General features: G+C 64.6%; 11 protein-coding genes. 8 read left to right on the top strand and 3 right to left on the bottom strand.

Annotated features, from left to right (window positions below; translation table 11 throughout):
* Nucleotides 1–203: 203 nt before the first annotated feature.
* From RAH39_RS13580 to RAH39_RS13560, 5 genes are all read left to right on the top strand, one after another.
* Nucleotides 204–6,980, top strand: a complete 6,777-nt coding sequence (locus tag RAH39_RS13580; RefSeq protein WP_306590665.1) for an RHS repeat-associated core domain-containing protein — start codon at nt 204–206, stop codon at nt 6,978–6,980.
* Nucleotides 6,981–6,992: 12 nt separating this feature from the next.
* Nucleotides 6,993–7,475, top strand: coding sequence for a hypothetical protein (locus tag RAH39_RS13575; RefSeq protein WP_306590664.1), 483 nt, complete (start codon nt 6,993–6,995; stop codon nt 7,473–7,475).
* 127 nt (nt 7,476–7,602) lie between these two features.
* A complete protein-coding gene (locus RAH39_RS13570; RefSeq protein ID WP_306590663.1) occupies nt 7,603–8,676 on the top strand; it encodes an RHS repeat-associated core domain-containing protein in 1,074 nt (357 codons plus the stop codon).
* Nucleotides 8,677–8,689: 13 nt separating this feature from the next.
* Complete coding sequence (locus RAH39_RS13565; RefSeq protein WP_306590662.1) at nt 8,690–9,145, top strand: hypothetical protein; 456 nt, start codon at nt 8,690–8,692, stop codon at nt 9,143–9,145.
* Between the two features lie 137 nt (nt 9,146–9,282).
* A complete protein-coding gene (locus RAH39_RS13560) occupies nt 9,283–9,804 on the top strand; it encodes an immunoglobulin domain-containing protein (protein ID WP_306590661.1) in 522 nt (173 codons plus the stop codon).
* A gap of 189 nt (nt 9,805–9,993) precedes the next feature.
* Here RAH39_RS13560 and RAH39_RS13555 read toward each other — a convergent pair whose 3' ends face one another.
* The 3 genes from RAH39_RS13555 to RAH39_RS13545 all read right to left on the bottom strand — a co-directional run bounded on the left by RAH39_RS13555 (nt 9,994) and on the right by RAH39_RS13545 (nt 14,619).
* The gene (locus RAH39_RS13555; RefSeq protein ID WP_306590660.1) at nt 9,994–10,368 is read right to left on the bottom strand and encodes a Rid family detoxifying hydrolase; all 375 of its coding nucleotides are present in this window, start codon (nt 10,366–10,368) and stop codon (nt 9,994–9,996) included.
* 154 nt (nt 10,369–10,522) lie between these two features.
* Nucleotides 10,523–11,500, bottom strand: coding sequence for an SWIM zinc finger family protein (locus RAH39_RS13550; protein WP_306590659.1), 978 nt, complete (start codon nt 11,498–11,500; stop codon nt 10,523–10,525).
* Nucleotides 11,500–14,619 (bottom strand): DEAD/DEAH box helicase, encoded by a 3,120-nt coding sequence (locus RAH39_RS13545; protein WP_306590658.1) that lies wholly within the window; start codon nt 14,617–14,619, stop codon nt 11,500–11,502. Before RAH39_RS13545 ends, RAH39_RS13550 begins: the two co-directional genes overlap by 1 nt.
* A gap of 50 nt (nt 14,620–14,669) precedes the next feature.
* On the opposite strand from RAH39_RS13545, the gene RAH39_RS13540 reads away from it, so the two are divergent.
* The 3 genes from RAH39_RS13540 to RAH39_RS13530 are packed head-to-tail and all read left to right on the top strand — an operon-like array spanning nt 14,670 to nt 18,549.
* Entirely contained in the window at nt 14,670–15,104 is a 435-nt protein-coding gene (locus tag RAH39_RS13540; protein WP_306590657.1) for an RpiB/LacA/LacB family sugar-phosphate isomerase, read from the top strand.
* Entirely contained in the window at nt 15,104–15,820 is a 717-nt protein-coding gene (gene rph / locus RAH39_RS13535; protein WP_306590656.1) for a ribonuclease PH, read from the top strand. The genes RAH39_RS13540 and rph overlap by 1 nt, the downstream gene beginning before the upstream one ends.
* On the top strand, nt 15,817–18,549 hold the full coding sequence (locus RAH39_RS13530) for a patatin-like phospholipase family protein (RefSeq protein ID WP_306590655.1): 2,733 nt from the start codon (nt 15,817–15,819) through the stop codon (nt 18,547–18,549). Before rph ends, RAH39_RS13530 begins: the two co-directional genes overlap by 4 nt.
* The last annotated feature ends 94 nt before the right edge of the window (nt 18,550–18,643 follow it).

Raw genomic sequence — 18,643 nt, 5'->3', positions numbered from 1 at the left:
GTGGCTCTGCTCAAGGAAGGATTGATTGCGGCTGGGTTTCCTTAGCGCCAGGTAGAGAGCACGCGTCTTCTTTGCTTTAGCCAGGACTGGATCAAGCTGCGTGCGGGGGGCGTAAAGAAAGTCGATGGCATGGTTGTTTTTCATTGATTGGGAAAAAAATCTATGATCAATTCCTATCGATCACCCAGACGAAAGAGGGGCCCATGAGGGTTCGGCAAGGATTGGCGGCGTGTCTCTTCCTGTTGGTTCGGGCCCTGACTGCGGGCGAGCCCGGTCAGGGGAATACCTCGATCGAGCCGGCCCATCGCTGGATTCCCGTGGGCCCCGCCCAGGTGGATGCGGTCACGGGTGAGATGAAGTTGAACCTCCCGATCGGTCCTACGCTGCCGGGCCGGATTCCGATCGGATTCGTGTGGCATACGGAAGGACTGGGAACCGCTTCCTTCGATGCGTATCAGTGGCCCACCTGGGACAGCACCCAGACGGGAAACCGAGTCATCGTGACCCTCGGGCACGAGAAGGTGACCTTTCTCCGCGGAGCCCCTCTAGATACCACGGCAACGCCGGCAGCTGTCCAGAAGTGGTATTCGGATCGCGGTCTCAGCACCGGGGCGGAGAGGATCGGCACTCTGGAGGAAGGCTACACCCCCTATTTTGGCGCCACGGTCTTTACGAGTGAGGATGGGACCAGCCATCTGGTGGTGTCCGCGTGGCGGGTGAAGGCCCCGGTTCCACCCAAGCCGTGGACTCCCGAGACCTACTTTCCGCCCGCGGACAACCGGGTGTTCGGCCCCCGGATGGCGATCATTCAGGGCGATACCGCCCTCTGGAGCTCGTTCGAGGATGATGCCGGCCAGAACATCCAGCAGAAGGCCCGTCCCTCCATGGAGATTCGAAATCGGTGGGGGGATTGGGTCCGCCTCGACAATACGTTCGACGCGACCCTAGGCACCCTAACCGGCGCGACCCTTTCATCCTCCCTGGGACATGTCCTGACCTTTGGCGGCTCGGGATCCTCGTGGTCGATCACCAACAACATGGGATTGGCCACGATCCAGATGACGAGCGTCGATGAGGTTTGGCGGGGCCAGATGCTCACGTCCGTGTCCCGTGCGGATTTGAGCGGCAACGATTGGACCCTCACCTGGATGCTCGGCAATACCCGGCTCTCGACCCTTGAATCGAGGGGCGGCAGCAAGATCGAATACCAATGGACGGCAACCTCGGGATTTCCCGGGGCAGGAGTGCCGGTCCCGGTGTACGAATGTTTTGGTCCCGAGGGGAACTGGAAGGGATTCGAGCCGGTCACCTACACCAGTACCGGGAACGTTCAAATCGGGGAGGGAAATCCCGGGTTGAGCACGGCGACATTCAGTTCCACGGTTCCAGGAGAAACGGGCGGATCCTTCATCGAATTCCTGAGGACCTATCCCAAGCCCGCTTCCTACGACACCACGAACAAGACCATCGCCTGGACCAGCACGGCGTATCAGACCGAAATCAGGATCCACCCGCAGCCGGCTGCGGGAACCTCGTACCGCTTCACCCGGTTGATCCACGCCCAACCCGTGGGCGTTTTTGGGGCCCCGGACCAGGCCGTAAGCGACCAGCGGCAGATGGCCTTGTTCGCGCTGTCGACGGTCGTCCAGGAGCTGCAGGGGACCATGTCCGGAACCACCGAGGTGATCCGGAAGAAGATCACCCATGACGGCTGGACTTTGAAGAGCCCCATGAACGCGAATGGCGATGTGGTGGGCCAGGTCGCCCTCTCTCCCGTGGCCACCCGCACCATCGTCGAGAGGCCCGCCGGGGAAGGCCCCACCGAGACATCCGAACAACTGAACTGGACGGGACGGATCTTCGGCACGCAGCGCCGGATCATCGCTCCCGATGGGTTGACGGCCTACGACGGGACCGGCAAACCGGCAAACGCCGCATGGCGCGCAGGAGCCCTCCCCGAGGGCGACCAGGCCTCGGGGGGGATCGTCCGGTCCGGCGCCTTTTCCGCCGTCTGGAATTCGGACCTGGTCCTGCTGCTCAAGCAGTCGGCGGGCTCCAATGTCGGGGGAACCAACTATCCGGCGCTGCGCGGCGTCGCTTCGGTGGATTTGGGATCGAAGTCCTACCAGAACGATTCCCTCGGGCGCGCGACCTCGATCACGGGGGTCACGGGCGGCTATACGGCCACCCTGGAGCAGACGCTGGATTCGGATCGGCCCGAGGTGAAGAGCACCACTCGGCGCGTCACGGGTCCATCCGGTTCCTCGCCTTCGCTTTCGGGACGGATCGGCGAGGATTTCGCGTACACCGGCCTGTGGCGGACCGGCGTGCGCCAGCGGCCCGATTCCCGGTGGGCGACGGAGGAGCGCGACACCCTCGGTAGGGTGAAGGCCATCGTCTCACCCGAGGGGATCCGGACGACCGTGCTGTACGACGCCTATGGGCGCGCCTGGAAAACCGTGAGAGAAGCGAAAGGGGCCGTGGCCGCCACCGCGACCTGGAAGGAATGGGATCCGGCGGGCCGTTGGGTGAGGGAACACGCGCCCGGTGCGGATGGCTCCGATCTGGTGAAGGAGACCCGCCTGGATGCCTTCGGGCGAACCGTGGCGGTCACGACGGCCAAGGGCACGGCGGCGGAGCGGACGGTCTATTCCGAATACGACGGGTACGGGCAGAAGATCCGGGAGTCCCTGCCCACGAAAGCCGGAAGCACGCCGAAGTACAGCGAAACGAGCTACGACCTCGATGGTTTCGTGCTCCAGACGAAGAACACCCGCGGCGTCGTCACGGCCATTTTCAACCGTCCGCAGGCGGGAATCCTCGATGGTCAGACGGGCTGGCTGGCTACGACCAACCTTCTTCGAAAAGTGGGAACGATCGAAACCTACGTGACCCAGAAGACGCTGAAGGATGACCTTGGCCAGGTCATCCGGTCGCTGGATGGGATGACCCAACTCACCCAGTTGGCCTACGATCCCTATGGCCGCTTGAAGGAAGTGCGGCGGGGAGGCCAGGTCCGGTCCTATACCCACAACGAGATGGGTTGGTTGCTGAGCCAGACCCAGCCGGAGGAAGGCACCACCCTTTTCGAGAGCCACACCGCGGGCGGCCAGGCCCTGAAGGTGACCAAGGGCTCGGGGACCGACGCCACCACCGTCATCACCGACCTCTATCCCGTGGGCGACCCCAACGAAGGGCTGGCGCACATCATCACCACGTCGGGCCTGGGAGCGGCGACGACCACCACCCTCGGCTACGACGGCTTGCGTCGTCTCCACAGCCGCATCGAGACCCAAGCCTATGGCAATCTCACCGAAACCTATGGTTATGACGACCTCTCTCGCCTGAATTCAAAGACCACGTCGGACGGAACGGTCAGTTTCACGGTGAGCCGCGACTTCGACGCGTTCGGCAACGTGGTGCGGGAATACTACCCCACCTTCAACGGACAGGGCGGCGGCGCGGTGACGCGCGGATACGACGCCTTCCACCGGCCCAGTGGCGTGGGGTACGGCCCCACCTACGGGGAATCGAACGTCGCGTCCATGGCCTACGACCAGACCATCAATGGGGAGGAAGGAGAGCGCCTCACCTATGCGAATGCCGCGACGACGACTTGGCAGCGCAACGGGGATCAGGAGCTGTCCCGGGTGATCCAGGGGGCGGGCGGCTCCACCGTCGAGGACGCGGCTGTGGCCTGGTCCAACGACGGGCGCATGTTGAGCCGGGGCGCGGATGCTTTCGAATACGACGGCTTGGGGCGCCTCTCCAAAGCGGTGATCCAGGGCGTGAACGGCGAGCGCATCCAGCAGCTCTACGGGTACGATCTCTACGGAAACCGCGCGTCCGTCGAATCGAGCGCCCTCGTGGGGCTTCTCCCCGCGGAAGCGGTGACCTGCGGCTTCACTTTTGGAACCGACAACCGGCTTCCGTCCACCACCCTCGCCGGCGTGAATACCGGCGTCCACTACGATGGCCAGGGCCGGATGAAGCAGGTGTGGGCGGTGCCGGGGGATCCCTCCACCCTCACCAGCTGGGCCTACGATGCCCTGGGGCGCGTCATCAGCCAGGATGGGGCCGTGGCCTACGCTGAATCCTACCTTCTGAGCGGCGAGGGGCTGCGCTTCAAGCGGATGAAGCCCGACGGCTCGATTCAATACACGGTGTACGGCTTCAACCGGGAACCCCTGTCGGTCTTCGAGAAGACCCCCGCCGTCGTCACCACGGCCCAGGCCAAGGCCCTGGCGGCCGCGGCCAAGGCGTCCTCCAAAATGACGACCGCGTCGCTGGGTACCAATCCCGTCATCACCTCCCCCTCGGGGCCGGTCACGGTGCGGGTCAATCAAACGGTGATGTTTGCGGGTAATTCCCCCGATGGGGACGCCGGCTCGTGGACGTTCGGCGACGGCGCCACTGCCAGCGGCTGGGCGACGAGCCACGCCTACGGGGCGGCGGGCACCTACACCGCCACTTTGACGACGCGGTTGCCGAGCCAGGGGCGATGCCTCACCTGGGGATGGGATGATGCCGGAAATCGGGTATGCAACAACTACCAGATCAATTGGACCAACTCATCCACCACCGTGACGATCACGGTGCTGCCGGATGCGCCGGTCATCCAGAGCTTCACGGCCAGTCCGACGACCATCCCCTCGGGCTCCGGCTCGACGTTGAGCTGGAGCGTCGCCGGTGCCAGCACCGTCACCCTGGCGGGAAGCGGCGTGGGCGCCAGTGGCGGCGTGGCGGTCTATCCCGCCTCCACCGCCAGCTACACGCTGTTCGCCAGCAATGCGGGAGGAACCGCCACGGCCACCGTCACGGTGACGGTGGTCCAGCCGCCGATCATCTCGTCCTTCTGGGCCAACCCCACCGCCGTCTACCAGGGGGATCCCAGCACCCTGAACTGGAGCGCAGGCAATGCGACCGCCCTGAGCCTGGACCAGGGCATCGGAAGCGTCCTGGGGTCCAGCAGCCGCAGCGTCAGCCCCAGTGGGACGACCACCTACACGCTGACCGCCGTGAACACCCTGAATGGGGTGAGCGTCACCCGGACCGCCGCGGCCACGGTAACCGTCAACCCCCGTCCCACCGTGCCCACCATCCTGAGCTTCACGGCGGATGCCTCGGCCATCGGGGCGGGGCAGGGCACCACCCTGCGCTGGAGCGTAAGCAACGGCGTGGGGGATGTCTCCGTGACCCTCTCCGGAGGGGCGGTGGCCCAGAACGGCAGCCAGTTCGTCGCCCCGGCCGCCACGGCGACCTATACGCTCAAGGCCACGAACACGCTGGATCCCACGAAGTTCGTAACGCGGGACGTGACGGTGACGGTGGTGAACCGGCCGGTGATCACCTTCACAGCGAGCCCCACCACGATCAACGTGGGATCGGGCAGCACGCTGGCGTGGACGGTGGGGAATGATCCTACGTCCGTATTCATTGACCAGGGTGTTGGAAATGCAGGAGCTGCAGGTTCCGTAAATGTCTTGCCTGGAGCCACGACGACGTACACCCTGACGGCCAGCAACCTGGGGGGAACCGCGACGGCTACGGTGACGGTGAGCGTGACGCAGAAGCCCGTGATCGTGAGCTTCCAGTCGGTGCCGAGCCAGATCAACCAGGGGAACAACGCGACGTTGAGCTGGTCCATGCAGGGAGCGACGAGCCTGACATTGAACGGAATGCCGGTGACGGGCACGAGCGTGCTGGTGAGCCCGAGTCAGACGACGACGTACACGCTGGTGGCGGCGAACAGCGCGGGGACGGCGACTGCGTCGGTCACCGTCACGGTGGTGATTCCGGAAGCATTCGTGTGGCGGAAGAACCTGATCTACGGGTTCGGGCAGCTGATCTGCGAGGACCGTCCGACTGGGAGGGTCTACCTCCAGGGGGATCACCTGGGGACGCCGAGCGTGCTGACGAACGCCGGGGGGACCGTGATCGGGCGGCAGAAGAGCCTGCCGTTTGGGGAGCGGATGCTCGGGTCGGGGGAAAAGGGTTTCCGGCGATTCACAAGCCACGAAGACGGAACGCAGCTGCCGATCTACATGCAGGCGCGGATGTACCTCCCGACGTATGGACGCTTCGCTCAAGTCGATCCGGCCTACGACCACAGCGACGACGGGCTGAACCTCTACAGCTACGTGTCGAACCAACCCATCACCCGGACCGATCCGGATGGGATGAGGGAGGGAACCGGGAACTCCCATACCCCGTTGGTTCTGGATGCGCAATATGGCCAGGAAGGCTGGATAACGTGGTTTGAGAACCCCATGAGCATGTCAGGGGGTTCGACCAATCCTTATTCCGTATGGGGAGGGTCATTAGGAGCATCTTCTTATGACGTTCCCGCAGCGCAATCAGCGGGTAATCAAGGGGCTGAAACAGGTCCGGGGAGAGTCGAAGTATCGTCGGTCTCAACGGCAGAACTTTTTGATATAACTAATGGCAATGTGCTTAAATCTAATGTTCCTGTGGTGGGAGTGGCTATTGAGGTTACTGACTGGAACCCTCAAATAAATTTGTCCACAATGCAAAATGGTTTAGGAGTTGCTGGTTGGGGAATGACTGGTCTTCTGTATGGGACTCCAGGCATGACTATCGCATATTCAGGTTCAAATCTGGGACGAATGTATTTAGGTTTTTTTGGGAATCAATATGTGAAAGTTGCTAGGATATCTTCCATCGCTCAAAACGCTGGCTATGGCTTTTCTGCTCTTTCGGCAGGATTGTCCCTTGTACAGGTCGCCGATGGGGAGGTGCTTCCAGAAAAAGGAGCCTTCGATCTTACCGCTACAGGATTGGCAACCTTTGCAGGCCCTGGCGGACTAATTATTTCTGGGGCGAAAACATTTATTGAATCTAATTGGAGAAATGATGGTGGTTGGGGCCAAATGTTCAAAGATGCAGGCGGGTTCTATGGAAATAATTGGTTTGGAAATGCACTAACTGCCACGGGTAATTATTATAATAATTACCATTAGGAGATAAAAGTGATGGAAATAGAAGAGGCAGATAACATTCATTCATCTAAAAAAATCTCCAAGTTTTTAATAATATACATAAATATATATATTTATATTGTATGGTTTGTATATAGAAATTTTAAATCTTCTTTCAAATCTATGGAAAAAATTTCTTTAATTCAAGCTGCGGCAGCTCCTGGCCTGCCTTTGGCTTGTTATTTAATGTCGTTATATTTTGTTTTGGAATTAATAATCGGCATTCATTTTCCTACCGTGGTTGCTTTAATGTTTTTATTTGGATTTATTTTCATTACCTTAATGATTTTGTGGTTAAGCCCTGGATTGTCTGATATAAAAAGGCGTTTTTTGGATTTCGAACTACTTCCTTCTTCTAAGCGTAAGAGATTAGATATGGTTGTCTGGTGTATTTTGATTTTGGCTATCCCAGTAGCATTGTTTTCAGCTCTTGCTGTTAGAAATAGATTTATATTACAGCGAGTCGATCGAAAGTAGATAAAGGGTGATTCCAGAGGCATTCGTGTGGCGGAAGAACCTGATCTACGGGTTCGGGCAGCTGATCTGCGAGGACCGTCCGACTGGGAGGGTCTACCTCCAGGGGGATCACCTGGGGACGCCGAGCGTGCTGACGAACGCGGCCGGGACGGTGATTGGACGACAGAAGAGCCTGCCGTTTGGGGAGCGGATGCTCGGGTCAGGGGAAAAGAGCTTCCGCCGGTTCACGAACCATGAGGACGGAACGCAACTACCGATCTACATGCAGGCGCGGATGTACCTGCCGACGTACGGACGCTTCGCTCAGGTGGACCCGGCGTACGATCACAGCGACGACGGACTGAACCTCTACAGCTACGTGTCGAACCAGCCCATCACTCAGACCGATCCGGATGGGATGAGGGAGGGGACCGGAAACTCCCATACCCCGTTGGTTCTGGATGCGCAGTATGGTCAGGAGGGCTGGATAACCTGGTTTGAAGATCCAATGAGTTTGTCGGGGGGAAGCACCAATCGCAATTCAGCATTCACCATGGGCAACCCTTTTGGATTGTGGACTTCGGAAAATACTGCCGCAGGATCGACCGCCGTCCAACCCGCCCAAACAGGTGAAGGTGGGGGACGCTACGGAATGCTGATGAGTACTCTGCTCGGTATGACCGGCGGAGAGGGCACACAGCATCTTTCGCAAGCTACGTTAAAGGAATTGGGCCTTCCAACTTCTCTCGAAGTTACAGCTGTCCAACTGGTAGCCGCCGTGTTGGCCCAGGAGTTCCGAGGCGAAGGTCCTGCGGCAGTTCAAGCTGGAGCCATCGCGTTTGTTAATCGAATGATCGAAGCTCAAAACGGAGCAAATTGGGGCCAGAAGGATGGAGTCTCCCAGCCCGGATTGCAAAACAATCTGATGCTTCAGTTGATTAGTGCCCCAAATCAGTTCACAGCCTTGGCTATCAATCCCGGTCGTATCGGTAAGATCCTCGCGGGGACGGTCGATAGCCCTGAGTATTCATACGCTGTGCAAAAGCTAGGGAGCTATAACGACAGAAAGACGACTCTCACTAGATTCCGCCAGATATGGAATGGAGCCTCAATGCTCTACGATATAGGTGGGAGAGATCAATGGCGATCAAATGGGCCAAAGCATCAGCTCAGAGATAACTCATTGATCATTGGCCACACGGATTTCTTTAATGAGGACTAGCCCGATGAACCGATTGAGACTGATCACTTTGGTTGTTTCCGTTGTGGCTCCTGCAATGATGTGGGCGCAGGAATCGAAAGCTCCAACGGTCACTCTACGTGGCAACTCCCTGAAGATCGATGGCCAGTTCGTTCATGTCCAGGGAAAAATGCCAGTCAAGGGTCGAATTTGGTTCTATCAGGTGGAGCATCGAAATCTGGATTTGTTCGTCTATAACTTCTGGACCATCAATGCATTTCAAGACACAAAGGAGAAAGATTTCGGGCTCTACCATGCCCAGGCCTGGACTGTTGAAATCCTTGATTCTAAGCGGGATCCAGAGAAAGAAGTCATCTTTGATCGCCTGAATGACTTCTACTTCTGGGGGAACCTAGTGCTGAGTCCAGAAGCAGCCAGGATTACGATGAATTCGATCAAGGGCCTACCTGAAAGCTCCTACGGGCCAGTGACCCTCAGGCCATTGAAGTAATGCGCCCAAACAAGCACATTCTCTAAAATTAAGAATATTTTGTTCTTTGATAACTAGCAACGATATGCCTGACCTCACGAATATGCGTGCTTTCAGAGTTGGTCAATAAACATTATAGGGGCCTACGAAAGCTTGTGATGCCCCAGAAACTTGACATTACTGCAATAAATCGTTATTCGGTGAGCGTGACGCAGAAGCCCGTGATCGTGAGCTTCCAGTCGGCGCCGAGCCAGATCAACCAGGGAAACAACGCGACGCTGAATTGGTCCACTCAGGGCGCGACGAGCCTGACATTGAAGGGAATGCCGGTGACGGGCACGAGCGTGCTGGTGAGCCCGAGCCAGACGACGACGTACCTGTTGATAGCCACGAACAGCGCGGGAACGGCGACTGCGTCGGTCACCGTCACGGTGGTAATCCCGGAAGCATTCGTCTGGCGGAAGAACCTGATCTACGGGTTCGGGCAGTTGATCTGCGAGGACCGTCCGAGTGGGAGGGTCTACCTCCAGGGGGACCACCTCGGGACGCCGAGCGTGCTGACGAACGCGGCCGGAACGGTGATCGGACGACAGAAGAGCCTGCCGTTTGGGGAGCGGATGGGAGGAAGTGACGAGAAGAGCTTCCGCCGGTTCACGAATCACGAGGACGGAACGCAATGACGAACTCACCGGCGTGGGGCTGGTGGACCCATAGAGGATCGTCAATTACCGTCTTTCCGTCGGTCTTTGTTGGAGCTACTCAACCCGGGTATCCGCACAGTGCTGATCTTTCCTAATTCGGGAACAAGAGAGCCGAGGACGGCGCCATCTGCCCCGTCCTCGGCTCTCTGTGAAATTTTGCTCCGGAGCTCACACCTCGGCGATGAGCTCCACTTCCACCTTCGCACCGCGGGGGAGGCCGGCCACCTGGACGGTGCTGCGGGCGGGCTTGGCGGTGCCGAGGGCCTTTTCGTAGACGGCGTTGAAGGCGCCGAAATCGGCCATGTCGGTGAGGAAGACGGTGGTCTTCACGACGCGGTCCCAGCCGGTGTTGGCGGCGGCGAGGACGGCGGCGAGGTTCTTCATGACCTGCTCGGTCTGGGCCTCGATGGAGCCCGTCACCATCTCCATGGTCTCGGGCACCAGGGGGATCTGCCCGGCGGTGAACAGGTGGCCGCCGGAGATCTGGGCCTGGCTGTAGGGGCCGATGGCGGCGGGGGCGTTCGGGGTGGCGATGGTGCGCATGGAAGCTCCTGGAACCTAGAGTGCCTCACAAAACCCCACCACCGGACGAAGAGGGCCGGCGAGCGAGGCAAGCGGGGCGAAGTGAGCGTAGCAGGGACTCCGCGATCCGGGCCCGGCGAAGCATCGCGGCGGCGCGGGGCTTTGCCGGAGGCGCTCACTGGCCGCTCTTTTTCCCCCAGCGGCGCTTCTTGTGGCGCCAGTTGCGGCCGGGCCGCGGGGCGGGGGTCATGGGCGCGTCGAAGGGGGAGGCGGGCTGCTCGAAATCGGCTTCGGCCTCGTCGCCTTCGCCGTCCAGGCCGCGCGGCCCCTCCTCGATCTGCTGGAGCACCCACTGGGCCGTCCGGTGCATGAGCGCGGCCAAGCACAGGCTGGTCTCGATGCGGGCGTGGGGCAGGGGTCCCAGCTGGGTGAACACGGAGGGATCGGGCGGGATCATCCGCGGAATGCCCACCTCGGGAAGGGCCGCCGGAAGGGCATCGTAGGCGTCGTCGTCCAGCCGCTGCCAGCGCTCCGGCTGATCGTGCTCCCGCCGCAGCAGATCCACGACGGTCAGCTTCTTCTTGGGAGGACGGCCCCGCTTCTTGGGGGCGGCCACGGCGGCGGCGTCGAGGGCGGCCTGGAGGGCCTTCATCACCTCGTCCCGGCTCTTTCCCCGCAGGTCGAACAGCAGCCAGGGATCGCGGTCGAGGGCCTCGGCCATCACGTAGCACACAGCGGCCACGTGCTTGCAGGGGTTGGCCCAATCGGGGCAGTCGCAGTGGGTCTGGAGTTCCTTGGGAACGCGCGGATAGAGGCTGGCGCCCGCTTCGCGGAAGGTCTCGTCCAACCCCTGGGGCATCTCGCCGGTCAGGAGGGAGGCCACGAACCGGCTCTCCTGGGCGATGCGGGCCAGCGCCTTCTCCCACTGGGCAGAGGTCAGGGCGGGCAGGCCGAGGGTCACGTTGTAGGTCTTGCGGCCGTGGACCCGGGCCTGGATCTCGCCGGGCTGGACGTTGAAGTGGGAGACGTGGCCGTCCTCGGCGTACTTCTTCCCGCGGGGAAGGCGATTCTCGTAGTCGTCGCCCAGGCGCTCCAGGCCCTGGATCCAGAGGCGGCCCCACCACGTGGCGCCGAAGCGGTCGGCGTGGCTCATCATGGCTCCACCTCCTTGCGGCGGCGGACGGGCCGGACGGATTCCTCGCCGTTCCCCTCGTCGGGATCGAGCAGTTCGGCGTCCGGATCCAGCGCCACCAGGCGGCGGAGGGCGTCGTCATCCAGTTCGGTGAGCCAGCCTTCGCCCGTGCCCACCACGCGATCCGCGAGGTCGCGCTTGGATTCCAGCAGGGCGTCGATCTTCTCCTCCAGCGTGCCGATGGTGATCAGCTTGTGGACCTGGACGTTCTTCGTCTGCCCGATGCGGTAGGTGCGGTCCGTGGCCTGGTCCTCCACCGCGGGGTTCCACCAGCGGTCAAAGTGGAAGACGTGGGTGGCGGCGGTGAGGTTCAGACCCACGCCCCCGGCCTTCAGGCTGAGCAGCAGGACGGGCGAGGAATCCGCGTCCTCCTGGAAGCTGCGCACCAGCTCGTCGCGGCCCTCCCGCGAGGTGCCGCCGTGGAGGAAGGGGGGCTCGAAGCCCAGGGCCTCCTGGAGGTGGACCTGCAGGCGGTCGCCCATCTCCTTGAACTGCGTGAAGACCAGCGCCCGCTCCCCGGCCTCGACCACTTCCTCCAGCATCTCCGTGAGGCGGTCCAGCTTGCCGCTGCGCCCGCGGTAGGGGCCCTGGGCCTTGAGGAACTGGCTGGGGTGGTTGCAGATCTGCTTGAGGTGGGTGAGCAGCGCCAGGATGCGGCCCCGGCGCTCGATCCCCGTGGCGGCGTCCAGCTCCTCGTCCATCTGGGCGACGCGGTACTGGTACAGCTCGGCCTGCTCGCGGCTGAGGGTGGTGAAGACCTTCATCTCCTGCTTCTCGGGCAGGTCCTGGATGATGGCCTTGTCGCTCTTCAAACGGCGGAGGATGAAGGGGCCGATCCGCTGGCGCAGTTCCGCCGCGGCGTCCGGATCGCGGTACTTCTCGATGGGCGCCGCGAACCGCTCCTTGAACTGGGATTCGCTCCCCAGGTAGCCGGGCAGGGCGGCGGTGAGGATGGCCCACAGCTCCGTCAGCCGGTTCTCGATGGGCGTGCCCGTCAGCGCCAGGCGGAATCCGCCGCGCAGGCGCCGCACGGCCTTGGCCTGGGCCGATCCCGCGTTCTTGATGGCCTGGGCCTCGTCCACGACGACCATGCCCCAGGGCCGCGACCCGAAGGATTCCTCCTCCCGCCGCACCACGCCGTAGGTGGTCAACACCAGGGTGTGGGGCTTGAACGCGGCGGGCAGGCGATCGCGGTTGTTTCCGTGATGGACGAAGACCGGCAGCGTCGGCGCGAACTTGGCCAGCTCCCGCTCCCAGTTGCCCAGCAGGGACGTGGGGCACACCAGCAGCGTCGCGGGCCCCTGCTTGGGGCTCTGCTCCTGGCGGTGAAGGAGGAGCGCCAGCACCTGGATGGTCTTGCCCAGGCCCATGTCGTCGGCCAGGATGCCGCCCAGGCCCAGGCGCGACAGGCCCTCCAGCCACGCGAGCCCGCGGAGCTGGTAGGGGCGCAGCTGGCCCTGGAAGCTGGCGGGCTGGGTGATGGGCTTGTCCGGGAGGACCTTGAGGTCTTCCAGGGCGGCGCCGAAATCGCCGGCCACTTCCACCTCGATGGCCTCGCTGACGCCGGGGATCCGCGCGGTGCCGGTGAGGGCGGCGGCCAGGGCCTCGCCCTTGGTCATGCTCTCGAATCCCGCGCCGCGGCTGGCCTGGATGACGGCCGAGATCTGCTTGAGGGTCTCGGGGTCGAGGGCGACCCACTTGCCCTTCCAGGCCACCAGCGGGTGCTTGAGGCTCGCCATCTGGGCGAAGTCCTCGACGCTGAGCGCGTCGTCGCCCAGCATCAGCGACCAGTCGGCGCTGACGCTGCCCTCCAGTCCGACCTGGGCCAGGGGTTCGGCGTCCTCCACGTTGCGGGCGCCCAGGCGCACCTTGGCGCGCAGGCGCTTGGCCCCGCCGAAATCGGCCAGGCCCTCGGGGATGTGGACGAGGAAGCCCGCTTCCTTCAACTGGGCGGCGCCGCGGGTGAGGAAGCTCCACGCCTCCGTCGGGCGGAGGACGAGATCTTCTGGCCGCTGGCCGGAGAGGGCCCGCTCCACGGCGGGGAAGAAGGGCACGGCGCGGGCGAGGCCGCGAAGCAGCGCCTGGCGGGCCTGGAGGACCTCCGGCTCGGTGGAGGGTTCCCACAGCTGGGCCACGCCCAGGCTGGCGCCGGCTTCGGTTTCCAGGCCCACCTTGAGGATCCAGCCCTCTTCCGCCAGGCGATCCGCGTCCTGGACGGCGCGGTCGGCGGTGGGGACGGGCGGGGCCTCCAGGCGGAGGCTGGGGCGCACCCACTGGGGCCGCGCGCCCTCGCTCCACTGGGCGAGCTGCTCGCCCAGGGTGCGCTCCGTGATTCCGATGGTGGGGAATTCGGGAAGCTGATGCGACAGCGCCACCATCAGGCGCTCGTCCCAGGGGAGGCGGTCCCGCTTGTGGCCGCGCAGGCGGTGCACCAGCCCCAGGCGGGGATCCTCGCCCGCCCGCAGGCCGCCCGCCACGAACCGCATCACGAAATCGGCGCCGTCCTCCAGGAAGGCGGTGACCACCGCATCCGCCGTGGGGGGAATGGCCAGTTCATCCTCGATGTCGAAGGCGTCCAGATCCCCCAGGGCCAGGGTCTTGGTGAAGGCCCAGACGTCGTTCTCGGGAAAGGCCACAGCCGCCGGGGGCGTGGCCAGCGTCAGCTGGCGGAGGGCGGCGCGGTCGGCGGGGCTGGTGAGGCTGACGCCCCAGCGGGCCTTCCAGGGGTTGGTGCGCGTGTCGAGCTGCGGCAGGAGCGCGCCGCGCACCACCAGCGACTGGAGGAGGCGCAGCGCCGTGGCCCAGTAGCGGAGCGTCGGCCCCGCGTTCCCGGGGCGGAGCGCCAGGGAGGACAGCCAGGGGTAGGCGCGCTGCCAACGGAGGGGCACCGCGTGCATTTCCACCAGGGCGCCGTCCGCCAGGAAGATCTGGGCCTTGGCGGGCGTCAGGCGCTCCCGCCCCTGGAGTTCGCCGGGCAGGCTGCGGAGGGCGCGGGTCCAATCGGAGGGCCCGACCGCCTCGGGCATGCACAGGAGGAAACCGCGATCCTGGGGTCGGTACTGGAGGAAGGGATTCAGCATGAAGCGGCGCCCGTCGGGAGGCGGTAGGCTGAGGGGCGGGAGAGCGGACGATGCGAATCGGATTTGCGAGCGATCATGCGGGATTCGACCTGAAAGAACGGCTCAAAGCCTGGGCAGTGGAGCAGGGACACGAGGCGGTGGATTTCGGGACGGACGGCCCTGCGTCGGTGGACTATCCGGATTTCGCGCACCGGGCGGCGGAAGGAAGGGATCGGTGGGAGCGCCTGGTGCTGGTCTGCGGGTCCGGAATCGGGATCAGCATCGCGGCCAACCGCCATGCCGGCATCCGCTGCGCCCTGGTGACCTCCCCTGAGCACGCGGCACTGGCGCGGCAGCACAATGACGCGAACGCCATCGCTTTCGGCCAGCGGCTGACGGATCCGCTCAAGGCGGAATACTACCTCAAAACGTTCCTGGAAACACCTTTTGAAGGCGGAAGGCACCAGGGGCGGGTGGAGAAGATCGAGCCCGAAGGCCGCCGCTGATGCGCCGCGCCGATGAACTGCGTCCCTTCGGGGTGGAGAAAGGCGTGCAGGTCCACGCCGCGGGTTCCTGCGTGGTGCGGTTGGGCCGGACGCACGTCCTGTGCGCCGCCAGCCTCGAGGAGAAAGTACCCGGCTGGATGAAGGGGCGCGGCACAGGCTGGCTCACCGCCGAATACGGGATGCTGCCGGCGGCGACCAACACGCGGTCCGACCGCGAAGCGGCGCGCGGGAAGCAGCAGGGGCGCACCGTGGAGATCCAGCGGCTGGTGGGGCGGAGTCTCCGCCAGGCCGTGGACCTCGCCGCCCTGGGCGAGCGGACCCTCACCGTGGATTGCGACGTCCTGAACGCCGATGGCGGCACCCGCTGCGCGGCCATCACGGGCGCGTGGGTGGCGGTGGCCTTGGCGCTTCGGGCCCGCGGCCTGGAGGGCGCCCTCGTCCGCCAGGTGGCGGCCGTCAGCGCGGGCGTGGTGGAGTCCGGCGACGGCCGCCGGGGGCTGATCCTCGACCTGGAGTACGAGGAGGACCACCGGGCCGCCGTGGACTGCAACCTCGTGGCCGCGCGACCGACGGCGGGCGGCGAGCTGGAGCTGGTGGAGCTGCAGGGCACCGGCGAGGGGCGCTCCTTCACCCGCGCCGAAGCCGCGGGGCTGATCGACCTGGGACTGGCGGGCTGCGCGGCCCTAATGGAGGCGCAGCGGGCGGTCCTCGCATGAGACTTCCAGCGCTGGGCTGGCTGATCGCCGCGTCCGCCCTCGTGGCGGGCCCGGCGCCCGCGGCGCCTCCGGCAGCGCCGTCGCGGATCGAAGTCACCGTGGAGCCGCCGGACATGGTGTTCCGGTTCGCCCCGCGGGTGGTGATCCCGGGGATGCCGCGGGTGGCCCTGGCCCTCAGCGGCGGCGGGGCGCGGGGCCTGGCCCACATCGGCGTCATCCAGCGCTTCGAGGAGCTGGGCTTTCCCCTGGACAGCGTCACCGGCACCAGCGCGGGGGCCCTGGTGGGCGCCCTCTACGCCAGCGGCTTCTCGGGGCGGGAGATCGAGGACCTGTTCCTGCGCCTGGATCTGACCCGCGCCTTCCTGGAGCCGCTCCTCCGCGTGCCGGGCGAGACCCTGAGCGAGCAGCAGGACCAGGAATCCACCTTCCTCGCTGTGGAGCGGGAGAAGGGCCACATCAGCCTCGCGCAGGGGCTGCGCAGCGGTGTGGAAGTCCAGCACACCCTCCAGGGCCTGCTGGCCCGCGGGACCTATTTCTCCCAGGGGGACTTCGACCACCTCCGCCGGCCCCTCCGCGTCCTGGCCACCAACCTGGAGACCGGCCAGGGGCGGATCTTCGGCCAGGGCGACCTCGTGGAGGCCGTGCGCGCCTCCATGGCCATTCCCGGCGGCTTCCGGCCCGTCCTGATCGACGGGCAGCAGTACGTGGACGGCGCGCTGGTGGAGAACCTGCCGGTGTCCACCGCGAAGGAGATCTTCCATCCCGACGTGGTGATCGGCGTGGACATCAGCTCGCCCATGGCGCGCGGCCCGGCCACCAGCATCTATTCCGTGGCCTCCCGCAGCCTCGATCTGGTGATCGAGCGCCGCCAGTGGGAGAGCCGGGCGGCGGCGGACTTCCTCATCCGCCCCGACATCCGCGAGGCTCCGTTCCTGGAGTACGGGACGCTCGCGCCCCGCCTGATCCGCGAGGGGCGGGAGGCCTTCGACGCCCGGCAGCACGCCCTGTCCGACCTGCTGCGCTCCCGCTGGCGGGGAAAGGAGGTCGTCAAGGCGTCGCGGCTGGCCTTCGAGAGTCCCTATCCCCTGGGCGAGGCCCTGGAAGGGCTGCTGACCGTCACCCTGGCGAGCCGCCCCGAAGGCGGCTACTGGCTGCGCGACGTGCAGATCCTCCTGCAGCAGATTCTGGTCCATGGCCTGGCGGCCGAGGCCTGGGCCACGGCAGATCCGGATGGGGCGCTGACCATCCACATGCGCCCCTTCCCTCAGGTGGAGGCCCTCGACCTGGAGGTTCCCGAAGCGTGGCAGCCCCGGGTCCGCCAGGCCCTGGCGGAGATGCCCATTGGCGCGCCGTTCAATCCCCAGGTCTTCGGCCGGGCCATCTCCCAGCTGGTCTACCGGCTGATGATGGAGGGCAATCCTCTGGTGGACGCGCGGGGCTCGGGCTTCGATTCCGCCACGGGCCGCCTGCGGCTGGTCCTGCGGGAGCCCGTCATCTGCAAAGTGGAGGTGAAGACCCGGACCGGCGCCACAGTGGACGAGCTGCACCTGCGGCGGATCCTGGGCGACCTCGAAGGGCGGCCCTTCCAGCCCGAGGTGCTCCAGAAGCGGATCATTCTGGCGGAGCATCGGCTCCATTTGGAGGAACTGCACTACCTGATCCGCCCCGAAGAGGGGAAGGGGACGGTCCTCACCCTGATGCCCGTTCCCCGGAAGCGGGACCGGCTGGACATTTCCCTGGGCTACGACAGCAGCCTCGGCGGGCAGGTGGGCCTCGCCTACCGGGCCTTCAACCTGGGCTTCAAGGGAACCGAGGCGGAATTGTCCGCCGCCCGCAACCGCCTGCAGGAGCAGATGGCCCTGGCTCTGCGCAGCCCCTTCGGCTTCTCGCCCGGCGCGGGGCTTGAATTCAGCGCCGACTACTGGCGGCAGCGCCTGGAGACGGCCCTCAGCTGGCCCTCTCCCGCCCTTTCAGGCAGCGGCATCGACAGCCGCATCAGCGCCTCCGACCTGTCGGTGCGCACGTACCTCCGCTTCAGCAACCTGGGCACCGGCAAGGCGAGCGTGGACGTGGGGCGGCGGGACGCGACCTTCGAAGAAAACGGCGTCCGCCGCAGCCAGGTCCAGCACGCCGCCTTCCTGTCCGGCGAGTGGGACAATTTCGACCGCCACACCCTTCCGCGGGAAGGGCTGCTGCTCCGGGCGCGGTTCGGCGTGGGCGAGGCGAAGGCCGGCGAGCTCCCGGCCGCGGACTTCCAGCAGGCCTATTTCCGGGCGCGGGGGATCCACTCCTTCCACGACACCCTGGGCTTCGACGTGGACCTGGAAGGGGGGATGGGCCGCCGCCTGCCCCTGGACCGTTGGTGGGTCCTGGGCGGTCCCTCGTTCGTGATCGGGTCCCGGGCCGTGGGCTACGTGGCGCCCAACTTCGCCGCGGCGCGGTTCGGCCTTCCCTACCGGATCTACGCGGGCCTCGGGCTCACCGTGGAGATCGTCCCCCGGTTCGACCTCGCCTGGGTTTCCCGGGAACACGGGGACCTGTTCCAGGCCGACGCCAATCGCCGGGCCCAGGGCACCGGCCTGATGCTGCGGACCACCCTGTCCAACTTCTACGTGGAGCTGGCCTACGGATTCCTCAAGTTCAGGACGCCCGAAGGCGCGGGTCCCACCAGCGGCAGCTTCAACCTCCTGATCGGGACCCAGCCCTTCGACCTGTGGAAGCGCCGCTAGGGGCGAGGGGTCTGTGACCGGCCGCACAGGGGGGGCGGCAGGGGCGGGCTGATATTCTGGAGCGCTGGGTTTCCATCCGCTCTTTGCGAGGCCG

The organism is Geothrix sp. 21YS21S-4 (assembly GCF_030845995.1).
Classification (GTDB): domain Bacteria; phylum Acidobacteriota; class Holophagae; order Holophagales; family Holophagaceae; genus Geothrix.
The sequence above is the reverse complement of the archived record's forward strand: the minus strand, read 5'-3'. Positions and strand labels throughout refer to the sequence as shown.